General features: G+C 60.1%; 23 protein-coding genes, 1 tRNA gene and 4 pseudogenes. 16 read left to right on the top strand and 12 right to left on the bottom strand.

Annotated features, from left to right (window positions below):
* Positions 1-6: 6 nt before the first annotated feature.
* Positions 7-963: an NAD-dependent epimerase/dehydratase family protein gene (locus HFO99_RS10455; RefSeq protein WP_222331258.1), complete on the bottom strand. Its 957-nt coding sequence runs from the start codon at positions 961-963 to the stop codon at positions 7-9.
* A gap of 804 nt (positions 964-1767) precedes the next feature.
* On the opposite strand from HFO99_RS10455, the gene HFO99_RS10450 reads away from it, so the two are divergent.
* Positions 1768-1935 (top strand): hypothetical protein, encoded by a 168-nt coding sequence (locus tag HFO99_RS10450; RefSeq protein ID WP_222361041.1) that lies wholly within the window; start codon positions 1768-1770, stop codon positions 1933-1935.
* Positions 1936-1937: 2 nt separating this feature from the next.
* Here HFO99_RS10450 and HFO99_RS10445 read toward each other — a convergent pair whose 3' ends face one another.
* From HFO99_RS10445 to HFO99_RS10435, 4 genes are all read right to left on the bottom strand, one after another.
* Positions 1938-3323 (bottom strand): DUF882 domain-containing protein, encoded by a 1386-nt coding sequence (locus HFO99_RS10445; protein WP_222361345.1) that lies wholly within the window; start codon positions 3321-3323, stop codon positions 1938-1940.
* A gap of 441 nt (positions 3324-3764) precedes the next feature.
* A complete protein-coding gene (locus HFO99_RS33375) occupies positions 3765-4127 on the bottom strand; it encodes a hypothetical protein (protein ID WP_261323087.1) in 363 nt (120 codons plus the stop codon).
* A 165-nt stretch (positions 4128-4292) separates the two neighbouring features.
* The gene (locus tag HFO99_RS10440; RefSeq protein WP_222361040.1) at positions 4293-5309 is read right to left on the bottom strand and encodes a DUF4105 domain-containing protein; all 1017 of its coding nucleotides are present in this window, start codon (positions 5307-5309) and stop codon (positions 4293-4295) included.
* A 50-nt stretch (positions 5310-5359) separates the two neighbouring features.
* Entirely contained in the window at positions 5360-5626 is a 267-nt protein-coding gene (locus HFO99_RS10435) for a hypothetical protein (RefSeq protein ID WP_222361039.1), read from the bottom strand.
* 186 nt (positions 5627-5812) lie between these two features.
* Here HFO99_RS10435 and HFO99_RS10430 point away from each other — a divergent pair.
* From HFO99_RS10430 to HFO99_RS33895, 5 genes and pseudogenes are all read left to right on the top strand, one after another.
* Positions 5813-5983: pseudogene (locus HFO99_RS10430) on the top strand (DUF2147 domain-containing protein); the annotation flags it as partial.
* A 239-nt stretch (positions 5984-6222) separates the two neighbouring features.
* Positions 6223-6462: pseudogene (locus tag HFO99_RS33905) on the top strand (cysteine rich repeat-containing protein); the annotation flags it as partial.
* A pseudogene (locus tag HFO99_RS33900) lies at positions 6445-6624 on the top strand (hypothetical protein); the annotation flags it as partial. The pseudogenes HFO99_RS33905 and HFO99_RS33900, both read left to right, overlap by 18 nt.
* A 20-nt stretch (positions 6625-6644) precedes the next feature.
* Complete coding sequence (locus HFO99_RS10415) at positions 6645-7370, top strand: LssY C-terminal domain-containing protein (protein WP_222331261.1); 726 nt, start codon at positions 6645-6647, stop codon at positions 7368-7370.
* A 38-nt stretch (positions 7371-7408) separates the two neighbouring features.
* Positions 7409-7588: pseudogene (locus HFO99_RS33895) on the top strand (integrase); the annotation flags it as partial.
* A gap of 182 nt (positions 7589-7770) precedes the next feature.
* Here the strand turns inward: HFO99_RS33895 and HFO99_RS10405 are convergent.
* The 4 genes from HFO99_RS10405 to xylF all read right to left on the bottom strand — a co-directional run bounded on the left by HFO99_RS10405 (position 7771) and on the right by xylF (position 11471).
* Positions 7771-7847 (bottom strand) — tRNA-Arg (locus tag HFO99_RS10405).
* Positions 7848-8053: 206 nt separating this feature from the next.
* A complete protein-coding gene (locus HFO99_RS10400; RefSeq protein WP_003561812.1) occupies positions 8054-8836 on the bottom strand; it encodes an ATP-binding cassette domain-containing protein in 783 nt (260 codons plus the stop codon).
* 14 nt (positions 8837-8850) lie between these two features.
* Positions 8851-10164: a sugar ABC transporter permease gene (locus HFO99_RS10395; RefSeq protein ID WP_222331313.1), complete on the bottom strand. Its 1314-nt coding sequence runs from the start codon at positions 10162-10164 to the stop codon at positions 8851-8853.
* Between the two features lie 266 nt (positions 10165-10430).
* Entirely contained in the window at positions 10431-11471 is a 1041-nt protein-coding gene (gene xylF / locus HFO99_RS10390; protein WP_222361038.1) for a D-xylose ABC transporter substrate-binding protein, read from the bottom strand.
* Positions 11472-11698: 227 nt separating this feature from the next.
* Here xylF and HFO99_RS10385 point away from each other — a divergent pair, with 227 nt between their 5' ends.
* The gene (locus tag HFO99_RS10385; RefSeq protein WP_222361037.1) at positions 11699-12949 is read left to right on the top strand and encodes an ROK family transcriptional regulator; all 1251 of its coding nucleotides are present in this window, start codon (positions 11699-11701) and stop codon (positions 12947-12949) included.
* A gap of 131 nt (positions 12950-13080) precedes the next feature.
* Here HFO99_RS10385 and iolG read toward each other — a convergent pair whose 3' ends face one another.
* A complete protein-coding gene (iolG, locus tag HFO99_RS10380; protein ID WP_222361035.1) occupies positions 13081-14073 on the bottom strand; it encodes an inositol 2-dehydrogenase in 993 nt (330 codons plus the stop codon).
* Between the two features lie 427 nt (positions 14074-14500).
* Between iolG and HFO99_RS10375 the strand changes: the two genes are divergently transcribed.
* Positions 14501-14782: a hypothetical protein gene (locus HFO99_RS10375; protein ID WP_222361034.1), complete on the top strand. Its 282-nt coding sequence runs from the start codon at positions 14501-14503 to the stop codon at positions 14780-14782.
* On the opposite strand, the gene HFO99_RS10370 is transcribed toward HFO99_RS10375, so the two are convergent.
* Together HFO99_RS10370 and HFO99_RS10365 are read right to left on the bottom strand one after the other, a co-directional pair.
* Complete coding sequence (locus HFO99_RS10370; protein WP_222361032.1) at positions 14783-15250, bottom strand: hypothetical protein; 468 nt, start codon at positions 15248-15250, stop codon at positions 14783-14785.
* Positions 15251-15313: 63 nt separating this feature from the next.
* Positions 15314-16318 carry a LysR family transcriptional regulator gene (locus HFO99_RS10365; protein WP_222331318.1) on the bottom strand — a complete coding sequence of 335 codons (1005 nt, stop codon included), beginning with the start codon at positions 16316-16318 and terminating at the stop codon, positions 15314-15316.
* A 270-nt stretch (positions 16319-16588) separates the two neighbouring features.
* On the opposite strand from HFO99_RS10365, the gene chvE reads away from it, so the two are divergent.
* From chvE to HFO99_RS10325, 8 genes are all read left to right on the top strand, one after another.
* Complete coding sequence (gene chvE, locus HFO99_RS10360; protein ID WP_222361030.1) at positions 16589-17653, top strand: multiple monosaccharide ABC transporter substrate-binding protein; 1065 nt, start codon at positions 16589-16591, stop codon at positions 17651-17653.
* 92 nt (positions 17654-17745) lie between these two features.
* Positions 17746-19284, top strand: coding sequence for a multiple monosaccharide ABC transporter ATP-binding protein (mmsA, locus tag HFO99_RS10355; protein WP_164577199.1), 1539 nt, complete (start codon positions 17746-17748; stop codon positions 19282-19284).
* A complete protein-coding gene (gene mmsB / locus HFO99_RS10350; RefSeq protein ID WP_222361028.1) occupies positions 19281-20492 on the top strand; it encodes a multiple monosaccharide ABC transporter permease in 1212 nt (403 codons plus the stop codon). Before mmsA ends, mmsB begins: the two co-directional genes overlap by 4 nt.
* Positions 20493-20597: 105 nt before the next feature.
* Positions 20598-21593 carry an AraD1 family protein gene (gene araD1 / locus HFO99_RS10345; protein ID WP_222361026.1) on the top strand — a complete coding sequence of 332 codons (996 nt, stop codon included), beginning with the start codon at positions 20598-20600 and terminating at the stop codon, positions 21591-21593.
* A 68-nt stretch (positions 21594-21661) separates the two neighbouring features.
* Positions 21662-23095 carry an aldehyde dehydrogenase family protein gene (locus tag HFO99_RS10340; protein ID WP_222361024.1) on the top strand — a complete coding sequence of 478 codons (1434 nt, stop codon included), beginning with the start codon at positions 21662-21664 and terminating at the stop codon, positions 23093-23095.
* Positions 23096-23156: 61 nt separating this feature from the next.
* Entirely contained in the window at positions 23157-24896 is a 1740-nt protein-coding gene (gene araD, locus HFO99_RS10335; protein WP_222361022.1) for an L-arabinonate dehydratase, read from the top strand.
* Between the two features lie 112 nt (positions 24897-25008).
* Positions 25009-25251: a type II toxin-antitoxin system Phd/YefM family antitoxin gene (locus HFO99_RS10330; RefSeq protein ID WP_164577195.1), complete on the top strand. Its 243-nt coding sequence runs from the start codon at positions 25009-25011 to the stop codon at positions 25249-25251.
* Positions 25248-25658: a type II toxin-antitoxin system VapC family toxin gene (locus tag HFO99_RS10325; protein ID WP_222361020.1), complete on the top strand. Its 411-nt coding sequence runs from the start codon at positions 25248-25250 to the stop codon at positions 25656-25658. The genes HFO99_RS10330 and HFO99_RS10325 overlap by 4 nt, the downstream gene beginning before the upstream one ends.
* Positions 25659-25663 lie beyond the last annotated feature (5 nt).

The following is a 25663-nucleotide window of genomic DNA, read 5'->3' as shown; positions in this document are numbered from 1 at the left end:
TATGGTTTATTCTGCCGCGTGCGCCTTCATTTGGTTCCTGAACCAGTCGAGCGTCATCGCCACGCCCTGTTCGTAGGTGATTTTGCACGACCACTCGGGCATGACATAGTGCGCGTTGGTCAAGTCCGGCCGTCTGTTCGTGGGGTCCTGCGGCGGTGACGGCTCGAAGACGATCGGCACGTCGCCAACGAGTTTGGAGACATATTGCGCGACCTCGAGAACCGAAATCTCGCGATCATTGCCGACGTTCAGAGGCCCCTTATAGTCGGTTTCATTTATCCAGAAATATCGCGCGAAACCATCGACAACGTCATCGACATAGCCCCAGCTGCGAGACTGAAGGCCGTCGCCGAACACGGTAATCGGGCGACCCGAAAGCGCCTGGGTGATGAAGTTGGAGACCGCGCGCCCATCGTCGGAACGTGTCCGGGGACCATAGATGTTGAAGGGGCGAACGATCTTGACGTCGAGCCCTTGGGTACGCTGCATCTCGAACAGCAGCGACTCCGTGCACCTTTTGCTCTCGTCGTAGGACGAGCGCGGTCCGGTACAGTCGACCTGGCCCTTGTAGGATTCCGGCTGCGGCGACACCAGAGGATCGCCATAGACTTCGGAAGAAGAGGTGAAACCGAAACGTCCGCCCTTCTTCAGCAAGTCGAGCAACCGGAACGCTCCGAGAAGATTGGCGGAGATCGTCCTCTTCGGCTCCTTCATGTACCACGGCGGCGATGCGGGAGATGCAAGGTGATAGATTTCGTCGAATTTATCCGAGGTCTGCAGCGTCTCGACGTCGGATTTCACGAAGTGGAAACGGGGGTCCCTGATGTGCGCGATATTTTCGAAAAGCCCGGTCCAGAGGTTGTCGACAACGACCAGCTTCTGAATATCCGTCCTAAGCAAAAGTCGATCACACAAGTGGGATCCGATGAAGCCAGCCCCGCCAGAAATCAATACGCTCTTCATTGCTTTGCGCCTCGTGACTTGAGATAAGGTACTTGTCTATTAGCATCGCCTGTATTGCATGACAATTACTTAGAGCCTTTCTAAGAAATACTCGCTTATTAATGTTAATTGTTATACGTGCCTACTTTAAGGCGACGCGTGTCCCTGCCGCGCTCGATAACGAGCGGCCACACCGGAACGGATGCTACAGATGATCGTCGCGTGATCATCACGACCTGCCCAATCTCGACTATCCCTTCCATGAGACGGCCGCCAGCATCTGCTGGTTCGATCGAAGGAATCGGCATTGAGAACCTCCAACGAGTTCGGATCCAGAGCTGAGGTTGCCTCATCGAAAAGCATGTCGCTCGATGGAAACGGGCATCCCGCATGTGTGCTATATTTTCGAAAGGTCCGGTGCAAAAATTGTCAACAACAACCAATTTCTGGATATCACTTTCTAAGTAGAAGTCGTTGTATAAAAGCGATCCAATGAAGCCGACCTCGTTTCTCACATCGTCTCGCCTCGTTACTTGAGAATATATTATTGTTATTACGGCGATCGGACGTTTTGTATGGGCACGAAGTCCGGGGTCGGTCGGACTTTGGTCTGGGTTTCGGGCGCGCGGAAACGATCGTCATCGTCGTTCGACGCGCGTCCTTTTCAGGCGCGGAGATAGCGCATTAACACCTTGAATCAACCTCATTGTTCCGGAGAATCGATTCCGATTTTCGATCCGATGCGCGCACTGACTGTAAGGCATGCCGGTTTTTTAGGAGTTTCTAAAAAACGCTAGTCTGCCGCAGTACGGTCCTCTATTCACGATGGTCGCCTCGAACGATAACGCCGTCTTCCAGTCTGGTCTCGACCACGAAAGGCTTCTGGCACCGGGCGGCGAGGTCTGGTTTCTCGGGAACGCCGCCCCGGTTCTCACCACCGTCGTTCTGGCGCATCTGACCGGCTCCGTGCTGCGCATCAAGCCTTATGATTGAGGTCAGCCCTCCGGAGGCGACGCAAACCGGCTCGCATCGAACAGGTCTGTGGCGGCGAGCGGAATGATATCCTCACCGGATGTCGCGGCATTCGCTTCCCGATGAACGGTGCGTGGGGAAACGCGAGGTGCGCTCAATCCCATCACCTCTCCTGGAGAATGCAGCGCCCATTTCATCAACGCCGCGTCGGAAGTCGATCCAAAGAAACTTGCTCCTTCCCAGGAAGCGGTCATGGGCAGGGAGGCGATCATATCAGCGCCGTGTTTGGAGGCCTGGTGTGCAACAACGAGTGGTTCGAAGCGCGCGTAGGCCGGCAATGCAGGCGCCGGTCTGTCCGGAAGCACGGCAATTGGGCCGATCGACGCCGTCTCCAGTTTGTCATCTGCGCCCGCGTCGTGCTCAAGGGCGGCCGGCCGCGTCGCCGGTATTGGGATCGGCAAAGATGAAACATCCCCAGCGGACCGTTTGTCATCCCGCTCGACGCCGCCGGTCTGCAGCGCGAGCGCATTCAATGCCCGGCTTTGGGGCGCAGGCAGAAGCGCCGTCACGAGGTTATTGTCGCCGCTAGAAGTGGTCGGCGCTCCCACGTCTTCGTCTTCTCCAGCGGTGCTAGCGAGCTGGATTGAGGTGGGGCCGACGCGCTTCTTGTAGTTCGCAATGGCCTGATTGTATCCCGGCAGCGGCCGGCCATCGGCCGGGAGATGCATGGTCTGCCCATTCGAGAATATTCGCGCGAGTTCTTGCCGGGACATGCGGGGCCAAGCCCTGACGTTGCCTACGTCGAGATGCACGAAGGGGGATCCCGAGGTCGGATAATATCCGACGCCGCCGACCTGCATCTGCATTGCAAGTGCGCGCAGCGTCGAAAGCTTCACGCCGGGAACGTAGAAATCCATCGCCTTACCCAGCATATGCTGGCTCTTCTTGGCGACGCCCGTGCTGCGCGAACGATTGCGGAGCATGTTGTTGGTATCAGGGGATCGATAGGCGGAAACGATGTGGATGTAGTCCTTGCCGCCGCTACGCTTATACACCTCCCAGACCAGGTCGAGCAGCCGGGGATCCATCCGGGTCGGCTCATTCCTTCGCCAGTCGCGCAAAAACCGATTGATCTGGGAGAGGCCTTTTGGATCGAACTTTCCCTCGCGCTTGTAGGTAATCGTGGCCCTCTCGCCCGTATGGGTAAAGAACAGCTTCAGGGCGCGATCTTCCGCTGAGGCAAATGATGCAGAACCAACAAGTGCCGGCAGCGCAAACAGAGCCGGCAGAATGGTCTGCGTTGCGAAGCGTTCCGCACGCGACAGGAGTGTGGCAACTCCGCCCCAGGCTCCGCCCGATAATCCTTGCACTGGATACTTCAACACGAACAATCCCGCCCAACCAAACATTCGACGACGTGCGGGAAGCTCCGCATCCATCGCGCCCAGTAAAGCCAGCTTATGGTCAACAAACTCCTAACGAGTGGATGCGTGAGCTCGGCGGATTGAGGATGCGGATCATCCCAAGCGCAGTCGGACCCTGCGCCCGCGAGAGGAGAGCATCGAGCGCATTGTGTGCTGCTCTGAAATCCCCGCCGCTCTGAAACGGTTACAACCGCTCCCGACCCTCAGCCTCCCTGAACACGCGACCTCAACTCCCGCCTAGCGGCTGACCAGAACATGCATCGACCTTAAACCCGAATCATCAATAGGGCGGACCAGCTGGGAATGAGGCATCCGATGCGCTGCTAGCCGCCAGGCTTGTCGATCGGTAGAGACGCGACGCTTGCCCAGAAATGCGTACTTCGGTCGGAACTGGAAAAGTTCGCTGAACAAACTCTAGCTCTATCCTCAGAAGTTTGGACTATCCTCATGGCCCTCCAACTCAGGGCACCCCCTGATGTTGCCGAAACCGATCGTTCGCCGGTCGCCCGATTCATCCAGACCACTGAGCACGATGATATTCTCATCCTGCTGTATAATCTCGCTACGATAGATGCCGGCCCGAAGCGCCCTGTTCTTCGCTTGGCTTATATTACACTGCCCGGGCGGAGGAGTGACGTGCCAGTATCTCGTCCCTTGCCCATCCGAATGCCATCCTCCCGAAGCTGCGAATCCTGACAAGCTGGATAGCAGTATCCCAGACGCCAATATTACGCTGCCTAGAACCAGTTTCATGTAACCTCCGTAAGCCGCGGCAGGGCTGGTCTTCATTCTGCTTGTCCTGATTCAACATAACCGGGTTTCCCATGGCGTCACCACACACTAGGTGGCTCGCGCTAACACTGTGCTAACGCCCGCTTCGGCGGCGATTTGCGGATACTGAAAACAAGGGGTTTTTCTACGCGGTTCGCTTTGTGCTACCGATGCCACCGCTCGTTACGGCCTGGCGACGACCACCGGGAATGGTACGCCGAGACGGATTGCCTTCGAGAAGTCGGGCGACAATCCATCTGCCCGCGCCCGCACGTCGATCTTGGCAATCTCCCGCAGGCGGGCCAGCGGCAACGACGTGTCGATGGCTCCCCGGTCATAGGCGTAGTCAGGAAGATAACCGTTGACGATCAGCCGCCAATCGAACGGCACCTTGTCACCTGAGACCCGCATCAGCTTGGCGACGGTCGTCGTGCAGTTCGTCGTAATCGAGTTGTAGAACTGCGGCGTCCGGGCGAGCGCGTTGGCCTCAGCGACGTACTCGAGCAGCAGGTTCTGCGCCTGTTCGGGACTGGCTCTCAGCCGGTAGATCTGGACGTCCTCGCCACGCACGTTGGAGCGGACGCCGACGACGTCACGTTCGTCCGCAGCAACAACCACCAGTGGGTCGTTCTTGAAGAGATCGGCAACGGGAGAAAACCCGCCGCCGACCTTGTGGCGCACCTCGATCGACCAGGCGAGCTGTTCGCCGCCTTCGAAGCCGAAGCTGAAGATGACATGCGCGATCTTCGGCCCCGCCCAGTATGACATGAACAGGTCGACCGTCCTCACCTTGCTTACATCGTAGGTTCGCGTCGTCCACCGCTCCGTAAAGTCGGACTTGCTTCGCCACTCGAAGTCCCGGACATCGGTCAAGGTCAGCGAATTTCCCTCGATACGACCCGTGACCTGACGGGCCACATCCGGCGCCCATGCGGCATTGGCTTCCGGCTTGATCGAGCTCCACCAGAAGAGAACTAGGGCAAAGACGACAGCGAACGAAAGGATGGCTCTCATGCGCACCCGGCTGGCAAGCGCTGCTACGGTGAAGAGACCGAAGACGAGGAAGACGCAGGCGCCGATCGCCCGGCCGGCATCGGGCAGGGGCAGGCGATACCAGAACGCCAAGGAGCCCCAGGCTGTCAAAGCCGCCACGATCAGGGCGACCGCGAAGATCAAGATGATCGCCATCAGTCGAAGCATGTTGTTCCTTTTCCGTAGCCGCCGAAGTGCCGATGATGCGGAGCGCGCATTCATCTGGCGACCTGGAATGGAACGACCTTGGCAAAGTCCAGCATCGTGTGGATTTCCGCGGCGAGGCCGTCCATGAGTTCCAGCGCCTCAGCATAACGTGCGTCCCGCTCCGGAGCCGTAGACGACTGCCAGTCCCGCACGAGCTGGTCCGCGATGGAAAAGTCGTTGCACAGTTCCCGGAAGCTTTCATTGCGGGAGGCAAGCGCTTCGATCTCCAGCGTCTGTTCGGGAAACCTGCGCTTGGCGAACTCCGTGTCGTATTCCATTGCATCGGCTCCCGGCCAGACGACGCGGGGGGCGCACATCGCGTCGTCGTCGTGAAGATGACACAGAACCCGGCCGAGACCATGTAGGTTACAGTAACACACCGCGAATTTCTTGCGGTCGGCAGCGCATGTGTGGTCCATTCGGTCATCGGCCCGGTGGCAGGCCAGCACTGCGAGGACCTTACCGTGAAACCCATCCTGATCTCCGTCACAGCGCTGCTGATGTCGACCGGACTGGCGAGCGCAGCCGAGCCGATCGTCGGAAACTGGAAGACGACGCTTGGCGACACCGCCGCGATCGAGCCGTGCGGCGGCGGTTTCTGCATTGCGATGAAGAGCGGCAAGCATACCGGCGAATGGCGACATCGGCGTGTGCGGCCTCCCGGCGGCGGCGGTCGACGTTTCGCCTCTGGATGTGCTCGAGGATATTCACGCGACTGATGGCGAAGTGCTCGCCGGAACTCGACTTCTTCGCTTTGAACGCCGTGTCCTACGGTTCGTGTAACCGTAACATACTTTCCTTCTCTCCGCCGAAAGCGCACCAGATACGTGCGGAAAGTTTCTCCGACGATCAATCGTTCACGATGGGGAGAAGTATGTCGACGAGAACCAGACTGTTAGGAGGGGCGCTGGTCGCGTTCCTGGCGCTCAGCGGGGCGTCCCGTTCCGACACCATCAGCTTCGCCGACGCGGTGAGCACGCTCGCCAACGACTGCGGATCCGACATCAAGAAGTTCTGCAAGGGCCTGAACCTCGGAAGCGATCGCATCCAGAACTGCCTCGAGGCCCATGCCGCAAAAGTCTCGCCGACCTGCACGGGGCGCGTCGGCGTGGTCGGCGTCGGTGCGGTCGGCTTCCATGGCGGCTGGTATGCGCACCCTGCGGCCCGCTACGGCGCCGCGGTCGCGACCGGCGCGGCCATCGGTGCAGCGGCGGCCTCCGCGCCATACTACTATCACCCCGCTTGCGGCTACTATCCGTATCCGCCCTGCTACTGAAGTCGGAGCGGCATACCGCAATGGAACAGCGAAGAAACAGCCGAGGGAGATGGAAGTCAGCTGCGGGCGTTCTTTCCGCCATCATTCTGGCCTATCTCCTCTTCTCCTACCTGGTGATGCCGGAACTTTGGATCTTCCGCGACCGGAGCACTGTTGCCGATCTCAGCCGGATGGTCACCACGACCGGCGACGACATTCCGGGTGACCCCATCAACGTCGGGCTCGTTGGCCCGAAGCAGCAGGTGATCAAGGCCTTCGCAGCCTCGGGCTGGGATCCGGCCGACAGGATAACATTGCTCTCCTCGGTCGAAATCGGCCTCAGCGTGGCGCTTGATCGGCCGGATCTCGATGCGCCCGTCAGCCCGCTGTTCTTCGACGGCCGGAAGCAGGATCTGGCCTTCGAAAAACCAGTCGGGCGAAGCGCGGACGAGCGCCACCACATACGCCTCTGGCAAACGGCGACCGTCGGCGCCGACGGTCAGCCTCTGTGGTTGGGCTCCGCCAGCTTCGACCGTGGCGTCGGCGTCAGCCACGACACCGGGCAGATCACCCACCATATTGGACCCGATCTCGACGCCGAGCGCGAACTGGTGATCGGCGACCTCAAGGCCGCCGGGCAGATCTCCATGACCTATGAGCGCGCAGGCGTCGGTGCGACAAGAGATGGTCGGAACGGCGGCGGGGATCCGTACTTCACCGATGGTCGAATCCTTGTAGGGGTGCTGCGATCGACCGAAAAGCGATAGAATTGGCGACGGCGGGACAAGGGCGAGCGGAGCGACCGTATGCGGTGCTCGACCGCAACGGGCTGGTCCAGCACCGCAAACGACGGCGCAACAGAGCTGTCGGAACGCCACTCTCCCAACCTCGCCAACCCAACGACCTGTGGTGCGCCGATTACAAGGGCGAGTTCATGCTCGCCGACAAGCGCTACTGCTATCCATTGACCGTCACCAGGCATGCCGTTGGAATCAAACAGGTCGAAGACCATATCTGGCTCGCAAGCTTCATGGATTACGATCTGGGATCCTTCGATGACGAAACATGCAGGCTCGAACCACTGCCGAACCCTTTCGGTCCAAAAGTGTTACCTATGTCTCAGGAATAAACCGTAACCCATGTGTCCAGAACGGACCATCAGTTTAGTGGCGCACCCGACAGGATTCGAACCTGTGACCTTTGGAATCGGAATCCAACACTCTATCCAGCTGAGCTACGGGTGCATGCTTGAGGCGGTTTGAATCGCCTGTCCGATGGGTGGTTCTTAGCCTAGCTTGCGGCTGGCTTCAATCGCGAAATTCTCAGAAATAACGGTGCTTGCGCTTTGCAGGGTGTTTTTATCCGTCAGCCCCGAGGAACGTTACATAAAAACTCCGCCGGCCTTGCGGGCGGCGGAGTGTGATTGTCGCAGGGTCGCCTTGGCGCGCGGTCAGATCTGCATGGCGCCGGGGCCGGGGATTGCCTTTGACGGCACCTTGCCGAGAATGATCATGCCGAGGACTTCGTCCTTGGTCACGTCCTCGGTGCGGGCGTGGCCGACGACCTGACCGTTTTTCATCACCGAGACGCGGTCGGCGAGGTCGAAGACGTCGTGGATGTCGTGGCTGATGAGGAAGATGCCGATGCCTTCCTTCTTCAGCTGCTTGATGAGCTCGCCCACCTGCGCCGTCTCCTGGGGGCCGAGCGCTGCCGTCGGCTCGTCCATGATCAGGATGCGGGCATTGAATAGGATCGCACGCGCGATCGCCACCGATTGCCGCTGGCCGCCCGAAAGCGCCTTCACCGGCTCCTTGAAGCGCTTGAAGTTGGGGTTGAGCCGCCCCATCACCTCGCGGGCCGAGGCTTCCATCGCGACGTCGTCGAGCGTGCCCCAGCGAGTCTTCAGCTCGCGGCCGAGATAGAGGTTGGCGGCGGCGTCGACATTGTCGGCGACGGCGAGCGTCTGGTAGATCGTCTCGATGCCATATTTCTTGGCATCGCGCGGATTGCGGATGTCGGCGGGCTCGCCGTTGATCAGGATCTCGCCGCCATCACGCTTGTAGGCGCCGGAGAGGATCTTGATGAGCGTCGACTTGCCGGCGCCGTTATGGCCGAGCAATGCCACGACTTCGCCAGGGTAGAGATCGACCGAGGCGTTGTCCACGGCGTGAATGCCGCCGAAGGAGATCGAGATGTTTTTCAGTTCTACGAGGGGAGTGCGTTGATCAGCCATGTCTAGGGCTCCTCTCACTTGGCACGGGCGCGGTAGACGGTGTCGAGCCAGACCGCCACGACAAGGACGGTGCCGACGACGACGCTCTGCAGCGGCGTATCGACATGCGCAAGCACCATGCCTGACTGCAGCGACTGCATGACGAGCGCGCCCAGCATGGCGCCGGCGATGGTGCCGGTGCCGCCTGCCAGCGACGTTCCGCCGATGACGGCTGCGGCGATGGTGTAGAGTTCGTCGAGCGTACCCTGCGAGTTCGTAGCGGCATTGAGGCGGGCGGTGGAAATCGCCGCCGCAATGGCGGCCAGAATACCCATCAGCGCGAAGATGCGCACGGTGACCCAGCGGGTCTTGATGCCGGCGAGCTCGGCTGCCTCAGGGTTGCCGCCAATCGCGAAGACATAGCGGCCGAAGCGCAGTCGTGTCGCGATGAAGGTCATGATGATGCCGACGACGATAGCGATCAACACCGGCACGGCGATGCCGTAGGGGATATCCAGGCCGGTCTCGGGCCACGGAATATTGTTGTTCTCGGCATATTTCTTGGCGATGTTGATCGGCCAGTAATAGCTGTTGGCGATCCAGACCGCGCCGAGGATGAGCACGCAGCTCAGGATGGCGAGGAAATATTCAGCCCACATCGGCCGGCGCGGGAAGCCGAAGCGGCGGCGCTGCCGGCGCGAGCCGACGATGCTGGCGATGACGAAGAGGCAGGCGCAGATGCCGACGATCCAGCTCCAGGTGGCGCCGATCGAGCCCTCAGCACCGCCGCCCATGATGCGGAAGGTCTGGTCCATCGGGGCAACCGTCTGGCCGCTGGTGACGAGCCAGGTTGCGCCGCGCCAGACGAGCAGGCCGCCGAGCGTGACGATGAAGGAGGGAACGTTGAGGAAGGCGATGATGATGCCCTGAAAGGCACCGATCAGGCAGCCTGCAGCCAATCCGACCAGAAGTGTGATCGCCCAGGTGAAGGGGCTGTCGAAGCCGATATATTCCGGCAGGATCTTGGCCTGCGTCACGCCCATGATCATGCCGCAGAGGCCGAGCACGGAACCGACCGACAGGTCGATATTGCGGGTGACGATGATCAGCACCATGCCCGTCGTCATCACGGCGATATCGGTCGTCTGGACCGAGAGGTTCCAGAGATTGCGCGGGGTCAGGAAGAGGCCGCCGGTGATGATGTGGAAACCGATCCAGATGATGATGAGCGCGCCGATCATGCCGAGCAGACGCGTGTCGATCTCGGTGGCGCGGAAGAAGCGGGTCACCGGACTGGCTTCCGCCGCTCGCGGTCCGCTTGATGTTGTGGATTTTACCATTTCGGCCATGGGTTTGCCGTTCCCCCATTTTGTTTGGACGGACGCGCCGGCGTGCTAGAGGCTGCCATCGGCGTCATGCGTCTGTTCTTCAACTCACCATCGCGATGCTTCCGGAAACCGGTCGCGTGGCGTCGCGACACCCTTCCGGCAGGGAATGAAAATCCGCGATGGTGCGGCGAGGCGGAGAAAACTTCGTCGTTGGAATTCTCATCCGCATCCGGCGCCGCAACGGTGTTCCGCTGCGGCGCCGGCAATTCCAGTTTACAAGCCTGAGCTTACTTGCAGGCAGCGACGCTGTCGGCCTTGACGCCCTGGCACGCTTCCGCCTTGGAGATCCAGCCGGCGTCGATGACGACGTTCAGGTTTTCCTTGGTGATCGCAAGCGGCTTCAGGAAGACCGACTGCATTTCGACGCCCTTGGGGCCGCCCTTGAAAGCCTGGGCGCCGTCGATCTTGCTCATGTCCTTGCCGCCGGCGAGGTCGAGAGCGACTTCTGCGGCGCGCTGGCCGAGTTCGCGGCTGTCCTTCCAGACGGAAACCGTCTGCGTGCCGAGAGCGATGCGATTGAGCGCTGCCTTGTCACCGTCCTGGCCGGAAACCGGAACGGAGCCGGCGAGGCCCTGTGCGTCGAGAGCAGCGATGGCGCCACCGGCGGTGCCGTCGTTCGAAGCAACAACGGCGTCAACCTTGTTGTTGTTGGCGGTCAGGAACTGCTCCATGTTGCGCTGAGCGTTCTCCGGCAGCCAGCCGTCGGTATAGGCCTCGCCGACATTCTTGATCTTGCCGGCGTCGATGGCGGCCTTCAGGACTTCCTGCTGGCCCGAGAACAGGAAGTCTGCGTTCGGATCGGAAGACGAGCCCTTGATGAAGACGTAATTGCCTTCCGGCTTGGCCTTGAAAACGCCTTGAGCCTGGAGGCGGCCGACTTCCTTGTTGTCGAAGGTGATGTAGAAGGCAGCCGGGTTTTCGATCAGGCGGTCATAGCCGACGACGGGGATACCTTCAGCGGCGGCCTTTTCGATGGCCGGGCCGATCGCATCGGAGTCCTGGGCGAGAATGATCAGCGCATTGGCGCCCTGGGAGATCAGCGATTCGACGTCGGTAAGCTGCTTGGCGGCAGAAGACTGCGCGTCAGCGGAAATATACTTGGCGCCCTTGGCTTCGAGAGCCTTCTTGATGGCGGCTTCGTCCGTCTTCCAGCGTTCTTCCTGGAAATTCGACCAGGAAACACCGACGACGAGATCGGCAGCCATGGCAGCGGTATGCACGGAAACGAGGATGGCAGCACCCGCCATCAATTTCAAAATAGACTTCATAATGTCCTCCCGAGTGGATTGCGACCGGCCCAGCCCATGCTTCCTCCGGCCACCGCGAATAGCTGTCGAGAAAGGTTTGGATTTTTTTCTCGACAGTCGAGAAATTTAGTGTCAGAGATTTTTTCAACTGTCAACACTGCACTGCCAGCTTAATTTCCTTGCGAAACACCGGCTGGAGATGCAGTGGAAACCACGGGAAGAGCAAGCAGGAGGAGAGGGCGGCATTCATGCTGACCAAGTCGAGCACGGAGCTGGTCAGGCAGAGAAACAGCGTGCTCGTGCTGTCCGTGCTGCGTCGCCACGGTGCGCTCGCGCATACCGAAATATCCGATTTCACCCGGCTTTCGTCGGCCACCATTTCGGCGATCACCACTGAGCTGGAAAAAGCCCAGATCATCGAAAAATCGGAACAGCAGCCGGCAAGCGGCCGCGGCCGGCCGCGCGTGCTGCTGCGCCAGCGGCGCGATTGCGGCTATCTCATCGTCGTCATCATCTCCTCGGATGCGGTGCAATATTCGCTGGTCGATTATGCCGGCAAGCTGATCGACCGCTTCAGCGAGGAACGTTCGCATGATCCGGCAGGCGCCGTCCGTTTTGTCGCGGCGGTGCGGGCCGGGCTTTTGCGGATTCTCGATCGCTCGAAGATCAGCCAAGAAAAGGTGCTGCTGATCTCGATCAGCAGCAAGGGGCTTGTCAATTCCACCGAGCCGGTTCTCGTCTGGTCACCGATCTTCGGCAGCGAGCAGATCGATTTCGAATCAGCACTCCGGCCGGAATGGCAGGCCAAGGTGATCCTCGACAACGAGACGCTGCTGATCGCAGCCGCGCTCGGCGCGCGTGAAGAGATGGTGAAGGGCGCCGATTTCCGCTCGCTCGCTGCCCTTTCGCTCGGCCACAGCGTCGGGCTCGGCATCGTCAGGCGCGGGAACCAGACAGGCCAGGAGATATCGGCGCCCAATTTCGGGCACATGCTGCACATGGCCAATGGCGGGCTCTGCCGCTGCGGCACCCGAGGTTGCATCGAGGCCTATGCCGGTTTCTACGCGATCCTGCGCAGCGCCTTCGAAGTGCCGCTGGATACGATCCCGGCAAAGTTCGTGCCGGTGGCGGAACTCGACAAGATTGCCGCAAAGGCGCGCCAGGGCCACCGCGTCCCAGCTTTCGCCTTTCGCCAGGCGGGGCTGGCGCTCGGCAATGGGCTGTCGCGCATGCTGAGCCTGACGGAGCGCATGCCGATCGCCATCACCGGGCCGGGCACGCGTTATTACGACCTTCTTCGGCAAGGGATCGAAGAGGGTCTGGGGCAGTCGCATATTGTGCGCATGGAAGGCATGCCCGAGATCAGGGTAGTGGCCGACGAGCAGATCCTCGTCTTCGAAGGACATTTGAACCGGGCGCTGTCGGTGATCGACGAGGATATCGTTCTCTCGGGCGTTCACGGAGCCCAAGCATCGGCGACTATTCAAGAATCGGGTTGAGGGTTTCTTTCGATCAAGCATATGGCTTTGGGGGCGCCGCGGCACGCCCCCACAAAAAGATCCGCAAAATGCGAAATGGCCGGGCAAGTGCCCGGCCACCTCATGCATGGCTTCCGGTCGGGAGAGGGCCGTCAGCCGATCTTGATGAGCTTGCCTTCCTTGACGGACTGAACCGCGGCATCGGCAAGTGCCAGCGCTGCGAGACCATCGGCGCCGGAAGGCGAGATCTTGGAGCCCTTCTCGATCGCGGCGATGAAGCTGGCGATCTCGTTGGCATAGGCTTCGGTATAGCGGGTCATGAAGAAGTCATGCAGCGGCGGGCGGGTGTAGCCTTCGCCGTTTGCGACTTCGATCGAGACAGGGCGCTGGTTTTCGGCTGAGACGAGGCCCTTGGAGCCGTGCGCCTCAATGCGCTGGTCGTAGCCATAGGTGGCGCGGCGGGAGTTGGAGATGATGGCCTGCTTGCCGGATTTCGTCTGCAGGATCACCGAGACGCTGTCATAGTCACCAGCTTCGCCGATCGCCTTGTCGACGAGAACTGCAGCGGTCGCGAAAACCGACACCGGTTCTTCGCCGAGCAGGAAGCGGGCCATGTCGAAATCGTGGATCGTCATGTCGCGGAAGATTCCGCCGGAGCGCTTGATATAGTCGACCGGTGGGGCGCCGGGGTCGCGCGAGGTGATCGTCACCATCTCGACATCGCCGATCTTGCCCTCGTCGATGACCTTGCGCACCGCCATGAAATGCGGGTCGAAGCGGCGGTTGAAGCCGACCATCAGCTTGGCGCCGGTCTCTTCCACTACCTTGATGCAGGCCTTGACGCGGGCAACGTCGAGATCTATCGGCTTTTCGCAGAAGATTGCCTTGCCGGCGCGGGCGAAACGCTCGATCAGGTCGGCATGTGTATCCGTCGGCGTGCAGATGACGACGGCGTCTACATCCTTGGCGGCCTCGATCGCTTCGATGGTGCGGACCTCGCAGCCATAGGCGGAAGCGATTGCTTCGGCAGCCTGCGGAAAGGCGTCGGCGACCGCGACGAGCGTCGCATTGGCGTCGCCGCTGACGGCCTTTGCATGGACCTTGCCGATGCGGCCGGCGCCGAGAAGACCAAATCTCACTGTCATTTTTTAACCTCCCTTGAATTCGGAACAAATAAACCGAATTGCCAACATTCTGGAATTTTCATTCCATCTTCTGTGGACCGCGTCAAGCCCGCGGATCTTTCACATTTGCAAGATTCGAACCAGAGCCTTTCATGGTCGGATTGAAGTATTCTGCCGGAGCAGATTTTGGTCAGGGCAGAGCCGATCGCCTCCGATCGTGGCGGAAAGATGCCCGGCTTTCAGCCAAGAGAATACTTTAATCTGACCAGGAAAGGCTCTAGAACAGGATGATTTTAGGCCGGTCGGCCTAAAATCTGAATCCTGTTCTACATTATATAGTTAGAGCTTGATGTCGTCCGAAAACCGCTTACACTTTTCAGCATCATGCTCTAGAGACAATCGCGGCACGGGCCGAAGGCCGTGCGACAAATGCGACCGCGGGGCAGGAATGAAACTCATCGATCCGAATCATCCGGCATATCGGCGCCTCTGGGTGCGGATTGCCATCGTTGCCGTTTGCTTCGGCTGGGCCGTGGTCGAACTTGTCACCGGCGATCCGTTCTGGGCGGTGCTGGCCGGCGGGGCAGGCGCCTATTCCTTCTATATGCTGTTCTGGACCTTCAATCCGCAGCCTCCGGCCATCGAGCCGCCCGTACAGCCTGACGCCGAGCACGAGGACGAACACGCGGCGGCCGCTGAAAAACCTTCGAAGGACGGGCGGGCCGAATAGTCAGCGGCTCAATCGCCGCAACGCTTCGTCGATCAGCAGATTGGCCAGCATCATGCGCTTCGTCGCATTGTCACGGAAGGGCAATTCTACGCCATCGGGATGATTGGCCCGCGCGAAGGCGCGGCGCTTCTCGCGGAGTGTGAGCAGCGTATCGGCGGCGGAGATCGCCAGTTCTTCGGCAACCTCCTGCGGAGTCGTGCGAACGAGATGATCCGGCATGACGGGCTCGGGTGGAGGCGCAGGCGCCGGTTTCTCCACGACCCCAGCGGCATCGAGATCCAGATTGTCGAAATAGGCTTGGCCGACGCGTTGCGAGGCGACTGAGACGCCCGCCATCACATCGAAGGCAAGCCCGGTGCCGAGACCGGACACACGATGGGCCGCCGGGGCTTCGGCGTCTTCGGTCGTCTCATCCTCCGCCTTCAGCCGCTCGAGGACTGATTGAAATACCGACTGTCCGAACAGCATCCCGCTTTCCTTTCGAAGCGCGCATTAAAAGAGAGCAAGATGGCGCAGGGCTTGCGGCTGTCGTCAGCCGGCCTGCTTTTGGCTCTCTTCGAGGATGATGTCGTAGAGCAGCCGTGCACTCGGCGGCAGCGCCCGTTCCCTCGCCGTGATCATGCTGTAGGGCTTGACGTTGATGTCGAAATCGATCGGCAGCATGCGCACATCAGAGGCATTCGAGCCCTGGCTGGCAAGGAACTGGGCGACGTCGACGGCAACGGGAGCGATCGCATCGGTTTCGCAGATGATGGCGCAGGTCAGAAGCAGCGAGGAGGTGTTGACGATGTTTTCGGGCAACGCCACGCCACGCGACAGGAAAACGTCCTCGATCGTGCGGCGCAGCAGCGTGCCCGGCGGTTGGAACACCCAGTCGTAATCCCTGACGTCGGAGAGGCTGCTCGTCTTCTGCTTCATAAGCGGGTGATGGCCGCGCACGATCAGGCAAGCCCGTTCGATGCCGATCTCCGTCACCTCGAACAGGCGCGGGTTGAGATCATCGGGAATGCGGCCGATGATGAAGTCATGGCGGGCGGCGAGCAGCTCGCGGGCAAGCACGTTGCTCGTCTCCACCTGGATGTTGATTTCGATACCCGGATAGGCCTTGCGCACCTTGTTGATCGCCGGCACGACGAGGCTCATGGCCGGCGCGGTCACCGCGCCAATGAAGACCGAGCCGCCCTTGCCGCTTTTCAATTCGCCGATCTCGCGGCTCGCCTCGCGCAGCTCCAGGAGGATCTTCCGAGCCCTTCGGGCAAGCGCTGCGCCGAAGGTCGTCAGCACGACGCCGCGGGCCACGCGCTCATAGAGCGATGTCTTGGTGATCGATTCCATTTCGGACAACATGCGCGATGCGGCGGGCTGCGAAATGTTCAGGACTTCCGCAGCTGCGGAAATCTGTCCACTATCTTCGATTGCGACGATCATGCGCAGGTGATTCAGCTTAAGTCCTGCACGCAAAAGGCCGTCATCGCCGAAATTATCGCTGTGGATATCGACGTGATCCATCAAAAATGGCTCAGAAATAACCGTCATGGTTGCAGCCTCCTCGCTGCGCTCCATCAAAAGTAATACTTTTTAACGATATACCAAAATTGTTATGCACGTTAGCACTTATTCTATTTGACAGTTATAGGAATCCATACCAGTTTGCCGCCGTGTGCTGGTTGGCACTCAACACGTGTGAGATCGTGGAGGAGACCTACTTCGTTTCTCACCATCTGAAGTAACTATCCAATACGGAACCTGCCACAGTTTCGGGGCGGGCGATTTTTCGTCCGCTGCTTATTAACAAGGGAGAGAGAAATGAAATCCATTATCTCATTGATGGCTGCGTCTGCCTTCGGCGTCGCTTCGTTCGTTGCACCGGCTCTGGCCGCGGATAAGGGTACCGTCGGCATCGCAATGCCGACCAAGGCTTCTGCCCGCTGGATCGACGACGGCAACAACATCGTGAAGCAGCTGCAGGCTGCCGGTTACGGCACTGACCTGCAGTATGGCGACGACGACATTCCGAACCAGCTTTCGCAGATCGAAAACATGGTCACCAAGGGTGCCAAGGTTCTCGTCATCGCTTCGATCGACGGCACGACGCTTTCCGACGTTCTCCAGAAGGCACACGACGCCGGCATCAAGGTCATCGCTTACGACCGCCTGATCCGCGATTCGGGCAACGTCGACTACTACGCCACTTTCGACAACTTCCAGGTCGGCGTTCTGCAGGCTGGCTCCATCGTTGACGGCCTCGGCCTCAAGGATGGCAAGGGCCCGTTCAACATCGAACTGTTCGGCGGCTCGCCTGACGACAACAACGCCTTCTTCTTCTATGATGGCGCAATGTCCGTCCTGCAGCCCTACATCGACAGCGGCAAGCTCGTCGTGAAGTCCGGCCAGACCGGCATGGACAAGGTCGGCACACTGCGTTGGGATCCGGCAACGGCCCAGGCCCGCATGGACAACCTGCTCTCGGCCAACTACACCGACGCCAAGGTCGATGCCGTTCTGTCGCCCTACGACGGTCTGTCGATCGGTATCATCTCCTCGCTTAAGGGCGTTGGTTACGGTACCGCGGCTCAGCCGCTCCCGATCGTCACCGGTCAGGACGCTGAAATCCCGTCGGTCAAGTCGATCATCGCTGGCGAACAGCACTCGACGATCTTCAAGGACACCCGCGAACTCGCCAAGGTCACTGTTGCCATGGTCGACGCCGTCATGTCCGGCAAGGAGCCTGAGGTCAACGACACGAAGACCTACGACAACGGCGTCAAGGTCGTCCCGTCCTATCTGCTGAAGCCGGTTGCCGTCGACAAGACCAACTACAAGCAGATCCTCGTCGACAGCGGTTACTACTCTGAAGACAAGCTGAAGTAATGAGAAGGACCGGAACCCGCGCTTGCGGGTTCCGGTCTTCGATTTTATGATCGCCCAGCCGCTTGACGGCTGTCGGCGCTGGAACTTTGACTATGGACAATACCATCCTCGAAATGCGGAGCATCACCAAGACGTTCCCGGGCGTCAAGGCACTGGAGAATGTGAACCTCAAGGTTCGCCAGGGTGAAATCCACGCATTGGTGGGCGAAAACGGGGCCGGCAAATCGACCCTGATGAAAGTGCTATCAGGCGTCTATCCCACAGGAAGCTATGAAGGCGACATCGTCTACGAAGGCGAGACGCGCAACTTCAAGGTCCTGAAGGACTCAGAAGAAATCGGCATCGTCATCATTCACCAGGAACTGGCGCTCGTGCCGTTGCTGTCGATCGGCGAAAACATCTTCCTCGGCAACGAGAATGCCAAGAGCGGCGTCATCAGCTGGGACGAGACATTCAACCGCACGAAGCAGCTGCTGAAGAAAGTAGGCCTGTCCGAATCTCCGAACACGCTGGTGACCGACATCGGCGTCGGCAAGCAGCAGCTCGTCGAGATCGCCAAGGCGCTGTCGAAGAGCGTCAAGCTGCTCATCCTGGACGAGCCGACCGCTTCGCTCAATGAACGCGATTCCGACGCGCTGCTCACTCTGCTCATGGAGTTCCGCAAGCAGGGCATCACTTCGATCATCATTTCCCATAAGCTGAACGAGATCCGCAAGGTCGCCGACCAGATCACGGTCCTGCGCGACGGCATGACGGTCAAGACACTCGACTGTCACGCGGACGAGATCAGCGAAGACATCATCATTCGCAACATGGTCGGTCGCGATCTCGAGGACCGCTACCCTCCGCGTTCGGTGCCGATCGGCGAAACCATTCTCGAAGTGAAGAACTGGAACGCCTATCACCAGCAGCACCGCGACCGTCAGGTCCTGCACAATATCAACATCACCGTCCGCAAGGGCGAAGTCGTTGGTATCGCTGGTCTGATGGGGGCAGGGCGCACCGAATTTGCTATGAGCCTGTTCGGTAAGGCCTATGGTCATAAGGTTTCGGGCGAGGCGCTGATGCACGGCAAGCCGGTCGACGTCAGCACCGTGCGCAAGGCGATTGACGCAGGTCTCGCCTACGTTACCGAAGACCGCAAGCAACTCGGCCTCGTGCTCAACGACACGATCCTGCACAACACGACGCTCGTCAATTTGAAGGCGGTGTCGAATGCGTCCGTGATCGACAGCGTCAAGGAGTCCAGGGTTGCGACCGACTATCGGTCGAAGTTGCGCATCCGTTCCTCCAGCATCTTCCAGGAGGCTGTCAATCTTTCCGGCGGCAACCAGCAGAAGGTGGTGTTGTCGAAGTGGCTGTTCTCCGATCCCGATATTTTGATCCTCGACGAGCCGACGCGCGGCATCGATGTTGGCGCAAAATATGAAATTTATACTATCATCAACCAGCTTGCCGCCGATGGAAAGGGCGTTCTGATGATCTCGTCGGAAATGCCCGAATTGCTCGGCACGTGTGACCGCATCTACGTGATGAACGAAGGACGCATCGTCGCGGAACTGCCGAAGGGAGAAGCAAGCCAGGAAACCATCATGCGCGCTATCATGCGCTCAGGGGAGAAGAAACAATGACGCCGATCAATCAACCCATCGCTGAGCAGGGGCGTGTCGTCTCCGTCGGAGACTACGTTCGCGGCAACATCCGCGAATACGGCATGTTTATCGCCCTCATCGCGATCATGGTGTTCTTCCAGTTCTCGACCGGTGGCGTTCTCTTCAGGCCGCTCAACCTGACAAACATCATTTTGCAGAACTCGTTCATCGTCGTCATGGCGCTCGGCATGCTGCTGGTGATCGTCGCCGGCCATATCGATCTTTCTGTCGGCTCGGTCGTCGGCTTCATCGGCGCCATCGCCGGCGTGATGACGGTGCAATGGCACACCAACTATGTCCTGGCGGGTATCGTCTGCCTTGCCATGGGCGCGCTTGTCGGCGGCATCCAAGGCTATTTCGTCGCTTATCACAAGATCCCGTCCTTCATCGTCACGCTGGCCGGCATGCTGGTCTTCCGCGGCCTGACGCTGTTCGTGATGACGGCATCGGGGACCGGCACCAGCATCGGTCCTTTCCCGCCGGCTTTCCAGCTGATCAGCATCGGCTTCCTGCCGAACGCTTTCGATATGGGCGGCATCAACTCGACCTCGATCATTCTGACCGTTGTCGGCGCCGTAACCCTCTTCTACCTGGCATGGCGCAAACGCCTATCGAATGAAAAGCATGGCAATGACGTCGAGCCGCTGGGCTTTTTCCTCGTCCAGAACGCCCTCGTCACCTTCGCCATTCTGGCGCTCGGCTACCAGCTATCGATCTATCGCGGCTTCCCGAATGTGCTGATGGTCATGCTTGTTCTGGTGGCTGCCTATGCCTTCATTACCCGCCGCACGACGATCGGCCGCCGCATCTACGCCATGGGCGGCAATGAGAAAGCGACGAAGCTTTCCGGTATCAACACCGAGCGGCTGACCTTCCTGACGTTCGCAAACATGGGCCTGCTTGCCGGACTGGCCGGACTGATCGTTGCCCTGCGTCTCAATTCGGCAACGGCCAAGGGTGGCTTCGGTCTTGAACTCGACGTGATCGCGGCCTGCTTCATCGGCGGCGCATCCGCCCAGGGCGGCGTCGGCAAGGTGACCGGTGCTGTTATCGGCGCTCTGATCATGGGCATCATGAACAACGGCATGTCAATCCACGGTCTCGGCACCGACTCGCAGCAGATGGTCAAGGGTGCGGTGCTTCTCGCTGCCGTGTTCTTCGACGTTTACAATAAGAACAAGGGCTGAGCTTAGCTCGGCACCCGCTCGCAGTCATAAGAAATCTGAATTCCGGCTCCGCATGGAGCCGGAGAGGCGTCGCTATGCCATCGCCAAAGAAAAAGGATGAGTAACGTGCTTATTTCACAGATCAAGGGTGCAAACGGAGAGATCATTGTCGCCGTACGCGAGCAGGGCGGCACTGCAAGATCGGTCAAGAACGCCGTCAGCGCCTATGCGCTGGCGATGGAGGCCGCAGACGGCGGCAAGTCCCTTGCCTCAGTCATCGAGGCGCATGGCTACGGGGACGCCGTCGATCTTGAAAAGGCCTATGCGGAAGGCCGCTTCTTGCCGCCGATCACCCATCCGGATGCCGCGCACCTACATCTGACCGGCACCGGCCTGACACATTTAGGCTCGGCGGCAACGCGCGATTCCATGCACAAGAAGACCACCGAAGCCGCCGAGGAAACCCTGACGGACTCGATGAAGATGTTCAAGATGGGCCTCGAGAACGGCAAGCCGAAGGCCGGCGAAAAGGGCGTCCAGCCTGAATGGTTCTACAAGGGTAACGGTTATGGAGCCGCTGCACCCGGCGCGCCGCTGGTTTCGCCTTCCTTCGCGCTCGATGGCGGCGAAGAGCCTGAAATGGCCGGCATCTACGTGATCGCCAAGGACGGCTCGCCCTTCCGCATCGGCTTTGCGCTGTCGAACGAGTTTTCCGATCACGTCACCGAGCGGGTTAACTATCTCTATCTCGCCCATTCGAAGCTGCGCCCGGCAAGCTTCGGCCCGGAAATCCGCGTCGGCGCGGCCCCGGAAGATATTCGCGGCACCTCGCGCATCAAGCGCGGCGACAAGGTGATTTTCGAAAAGCCGTTCCTGTCCGGTGAGGCGAACATGTCGCACACCTTCGCCAATCTGGAATACCACCATTTCAAATATGGCCTCTTCCGTGTTCCGGGCGATGTTCACGTCCATATGTTCGGCACGGCGACTCTTTCCTTTGCCGATGGCGTCAAGACCGAAGAGGGCGATGTGTTCGAGATCGAAGTCGCCGATTTCGGCCTGTCGCTCCGTAATCCGCTCAAGATAGCCGCCGAGGAAGAGATCGCCGTCAGGCAGCTCTGAATTCAAGACCTGGCCGCATTGGCGGCCGGATCGTTGCTCGTAAACGGTAAAGGAGGCTTGTTAAGCCCATGACCATTTATCAAAACCTGATCGCCGGCGAATGGGTCGGCTCGAACGCGACGAAGAATATCAACCCGTCGGATACGAACGAAGTTGTCGGCCTCTATGCCGACGGCAGCGCCGATGACACGAGAAATGCCATCGCTGCCGCCAAGGCCGCCTTCCCGGCCTGGTCGCGGTCGGGCATCTGGGAGCGCCACGTCATCCTGAAGAAGGCCGGCGACGAGATCATGGCGCGCAAAGACGAGCTCGGTGCGTTGCTTGCCCGCGAAGAGGGCAAGACGCTGCCGGAAGCCACCGGTGAGGTTATTCGCGCTTCGCAGATTTTCGAATTCTTCGCCGGTGAGGCGCTAAGGCTGGCCGGCGAGGTCCTCCCGTCGGTTCGTCCGAATATCGGCATCGAGATCACTCGCGAGGCTCTCGGCGTCATCGGCATCATCACACCGTGGAACTTCCCGATCGCCATTCCCGCCTGGAAGATCGCGCCGGCGCTCTGCTACGGCAACACCGTCGTTTTCAAGCCGGCCGAACTGGTGCCCGCCTGTTCCTGGGCGATTGTCGATATCCTGCACCGCGCCGGCCTGCCGAAGGGCGTGCTGAACCTCGTCATGGGCAAGGGCTCGGTGGTCGGTCAGGCCATGCTCGAAAGCCCCGACGTTCACGGCATCACCTTCACCGGTTCCACCGGCACCGGCAGGCGTGTCGCCGCCGCCTCCATCGAGCATAACCGCAGGTTCCAGCTGGAAATGGGCGGCAAGAACCCGATGGTCGTGCTTGACGATGCCGATCTCAACGTCGCCGTCGAGGCGGCCGCCAATTCCGGCTTCTTCTCGACCGGCCAGCGCTGCACCGCCTCCTCGCGGCTGATCGTCACCGAAGGCATTCACGACAAGTTCGTCGCAGCACTCACCGACAAGCTGAAGACGCTGGTGGTCGACAACGCCCTGAAGGCCGGCACTCATATCGGCCCTGTCGTCGATGAGCGGCAGTTGAAGACCGATATCGACTATATCGATATCGGCAAGTCGGAAGGCGCCAAACTCGCCTTCGGCGGCGAGGTGATCTCGCGCGATACGCCCGGCTTTTACCTGCAGCCGACGCTGTTTACCGAGGCAACCAACCAGATGCGGATTTCGCGCGAGGAAATCTTTGGGCCTGTGGTCTCGGTGATCCGGGCGAAGGATTACGACGAGGCGCTTGCCATCGCCAACGATACGCCGTTCGGCCTTTCGGCCGGCATCGCCACGACCAGCCTGAAACATGCGACGCACTTCAAGCGCAATTCCGAGGCCGGTATGGTGATGGTGAACCTGCCGACGGCAGGCGTCGATTTCCACGTGCCGTTCGGCGGCCGCAAGGGCTCGTCCTACGGTCCGCGCGAGCAGGGCAAGTACGCCGCCGAATTCTACACAACCGTCAAGACCGCCTACACCCTGGCTTGATACAAGTGCGATAACCCGGGCCGTACGAGGCGGTCCGGCGATATCCTGAAGGATAGAGACTATGAAAAAGAAAGCGGAATGGCCGCGCAGGCTGAGGTCGCAGGAATGGTACGGCGGTACGAGCCGCGATGTGATCTATCATCGCGGCTGGCTTAAGAACCAGGGTTATCCGCACGACCTGTTCGACGGCCGGCCGGTGATCGGCATCCTCAACACCTGGTCGGATATGACCCCGTGCAACGGTCATCTCAGAGAGCTCGCCGAGAAGGTGAAAGCGGGTGTATGGGAGGCTGGCGGCTTCCCGCTTGAGGTGCCGGTGTTCTCGGCATCCGAAAACACCTTCCGTCCGACCGCGATGATGTACCGCAATCTTGCGGCGCTTGCGGTGGAAGAGGCGATCCGCGGCCAGCCGATGGATGGCTGTGTATTGTTGGTCGGCTGCGACAAGACCACGCCCTCACTTATCATGGGGGCCGCTTCCTGCGACCTGCCTTCGATCGTCGTCACTGGCGGACCGATGCTGAACGGCTATTTCCGTGGTGAGCGCGTCGGCTCGGGCACGCATCTGTGGAAGTTTTCCGAAATGGTGAAGGCCGGCGAGATGACGCAGGCCGAATTCCTCGAGGCGGAAGCCTCGATGAGCCGTTCGTCGGGCACCTGCAACACCATGGGTACCGCCTCCACCATGGCTTCCATGGCCGAGGCGCTCGGCATGGCGCTTTCCGGCAACGCCGCGATCCCGGGCGTCGATTCCCGCCGCAAGGTCATGGCGCAGCTGACCGGCCGGCGTATCGTGCAGATGGTCAAGGACGACCTGAAGCCCTCCGAGATCATGACGAAGCAAGCCTTCGAGAATGCCATCCGCACCAACGCGGCCATCGGCGGATCGACCAATGCCGTCATCCACCTGCTCGCCATCGCCGGCCGTGTCGGCATCGATCTTTCGCTTGACGACTGGGACCGCTGCGGCCGTGACGTCCCGACCATCGTCAACCTGATGCCGTCGGGCAAGTACCTGATGGAGGAGTTCTTCTATGCCGGCGGCCTGCCGGTGGTGCTGAAGCGCCTCGGCGAGGCGGGCCTCCTGCACAAGGATGCGCTGACGGTATCCGGCGAAACCGTCTGGGACGAGGTCAAGGACGTCGTCAACTGGAACGAAGATGTTATCCTGCCGGCTGAAAAGGCGCTGACAGCTTCGGGCGGTATTGTCGTGCTGCGCGGCAATCTCGCCCCGAAGGGCGCTGTGCTGAAGCCTTCGGCGGCTTCGCCGCATCTGCTGGTGCACCGGGGCAGGGCTGTTGTCTTCGAGGACATCGACGACTACAAGGCCAAGATCAACGACGATAACCTCGACATCGACGAAACCTGCATCATGGTCATGAAGAACTGTGGGCCGAAGGGCTATCCCGGGATGGCCGAGGTCGGCAATATGGGACTGCCGCCGAAGGTGCTCAAGAAGGGCATCCTCGACATGGTGCGCATTTCCGACGCTCGAATGTCGGGAACGGCCTACGGCACCGTCGTGCTGCACACATCGCCGGAAGCGGCGGTCGGCGGGCCGCTCGCGGTCGTGAAAAACGGCGACATGATCGAGCTGGATGTGCCGAACCGTCGTCTGCATCTCGACGTTTCCGAGGAGGAACTGGCACGGCGGCTCGCCGAGTGGCAGCCGAACCATGATCTGCCCACATCCGGCTATGCCTTCTTGCATCAGCAGCATGTCGAAGGAGCGGATACCGGCGCCGACCTCGACTTCCTCAAAGGATGTCGCGGAAATGCGGTCGGCAAGGACAGCCACTAGCGCGGTTCAATCCATAACGAGAAAAGGCGGGGCACGACCCCGCCTTTTTCTTTGCACTTGTTCAATACGGAAATGGCTCTATCTTCCGTATAGATGTACAGGAGATATAGTCATGTCCAAGACGGTCGGCGCGGCGGAGTTCAAGGCGAAATGCCTGAACCTTATCGATCAGATGGGGAAGGACGACGAATCTATCGTCATCACCAAGCGCGGCAGGCCAGTTGCCGTGCTTTCGCCGGCACGTGACACCAGCGGACGCAGGAGTATCATCGGCGCGATGAAGGGCAGCGTATTGCACTATGACGATCCGCTGTCTCCGGCTGCTGAAGCAGAAGATTGGGACGCCGTTCGTTGATCATCATCGACACACATATCCTCGTCTGGGCAATGCAGGACGATGCGCGCCTCGGATCACAAGCCCGGCGCATCATCGACGAGATGACGGAGAAAAGCCGGATTCTGGTTTCGGCAATTACACCTTGGGAAATCGCGTTGCTTGTTCAGAAGGGACGCCTGGCGCTCGGCGACGATGTCGGTCGATGGATCGATAGCGCGTTGTCTCTGACCGGTATCCAGCACGCACCGATTGAGCCTTCCATCGCGATAGACAGCGTTCGGCTGCCTGGCGAGTTTCATGCCGACCCCGCCGACCGCATCATCGCTGCAACAGCCCGCTTTCATCGCGTTCCGTTACTTACGGCCGACCAGGCGATGCTCAGCTACGGCGCGCGCGGGCACCTCCAGGTTCTTGCAGCGGGATAGGCTTG

Source organism: Rhizobium leguminosarum, from assembly GCF_019798305.1.
Lineage (GTDB): Bacteria > Pseudomonadota > Alphaproteobacteria > Rhizobiales > Rhizobiaceae > Rhizobium > Rhizobium leguminosarum_U.
The sequence above is the reverse complement of the archived record's forward strand: the minus strand, read 5'-3'. Positions and strand labels throughout refer to the sequence as shown.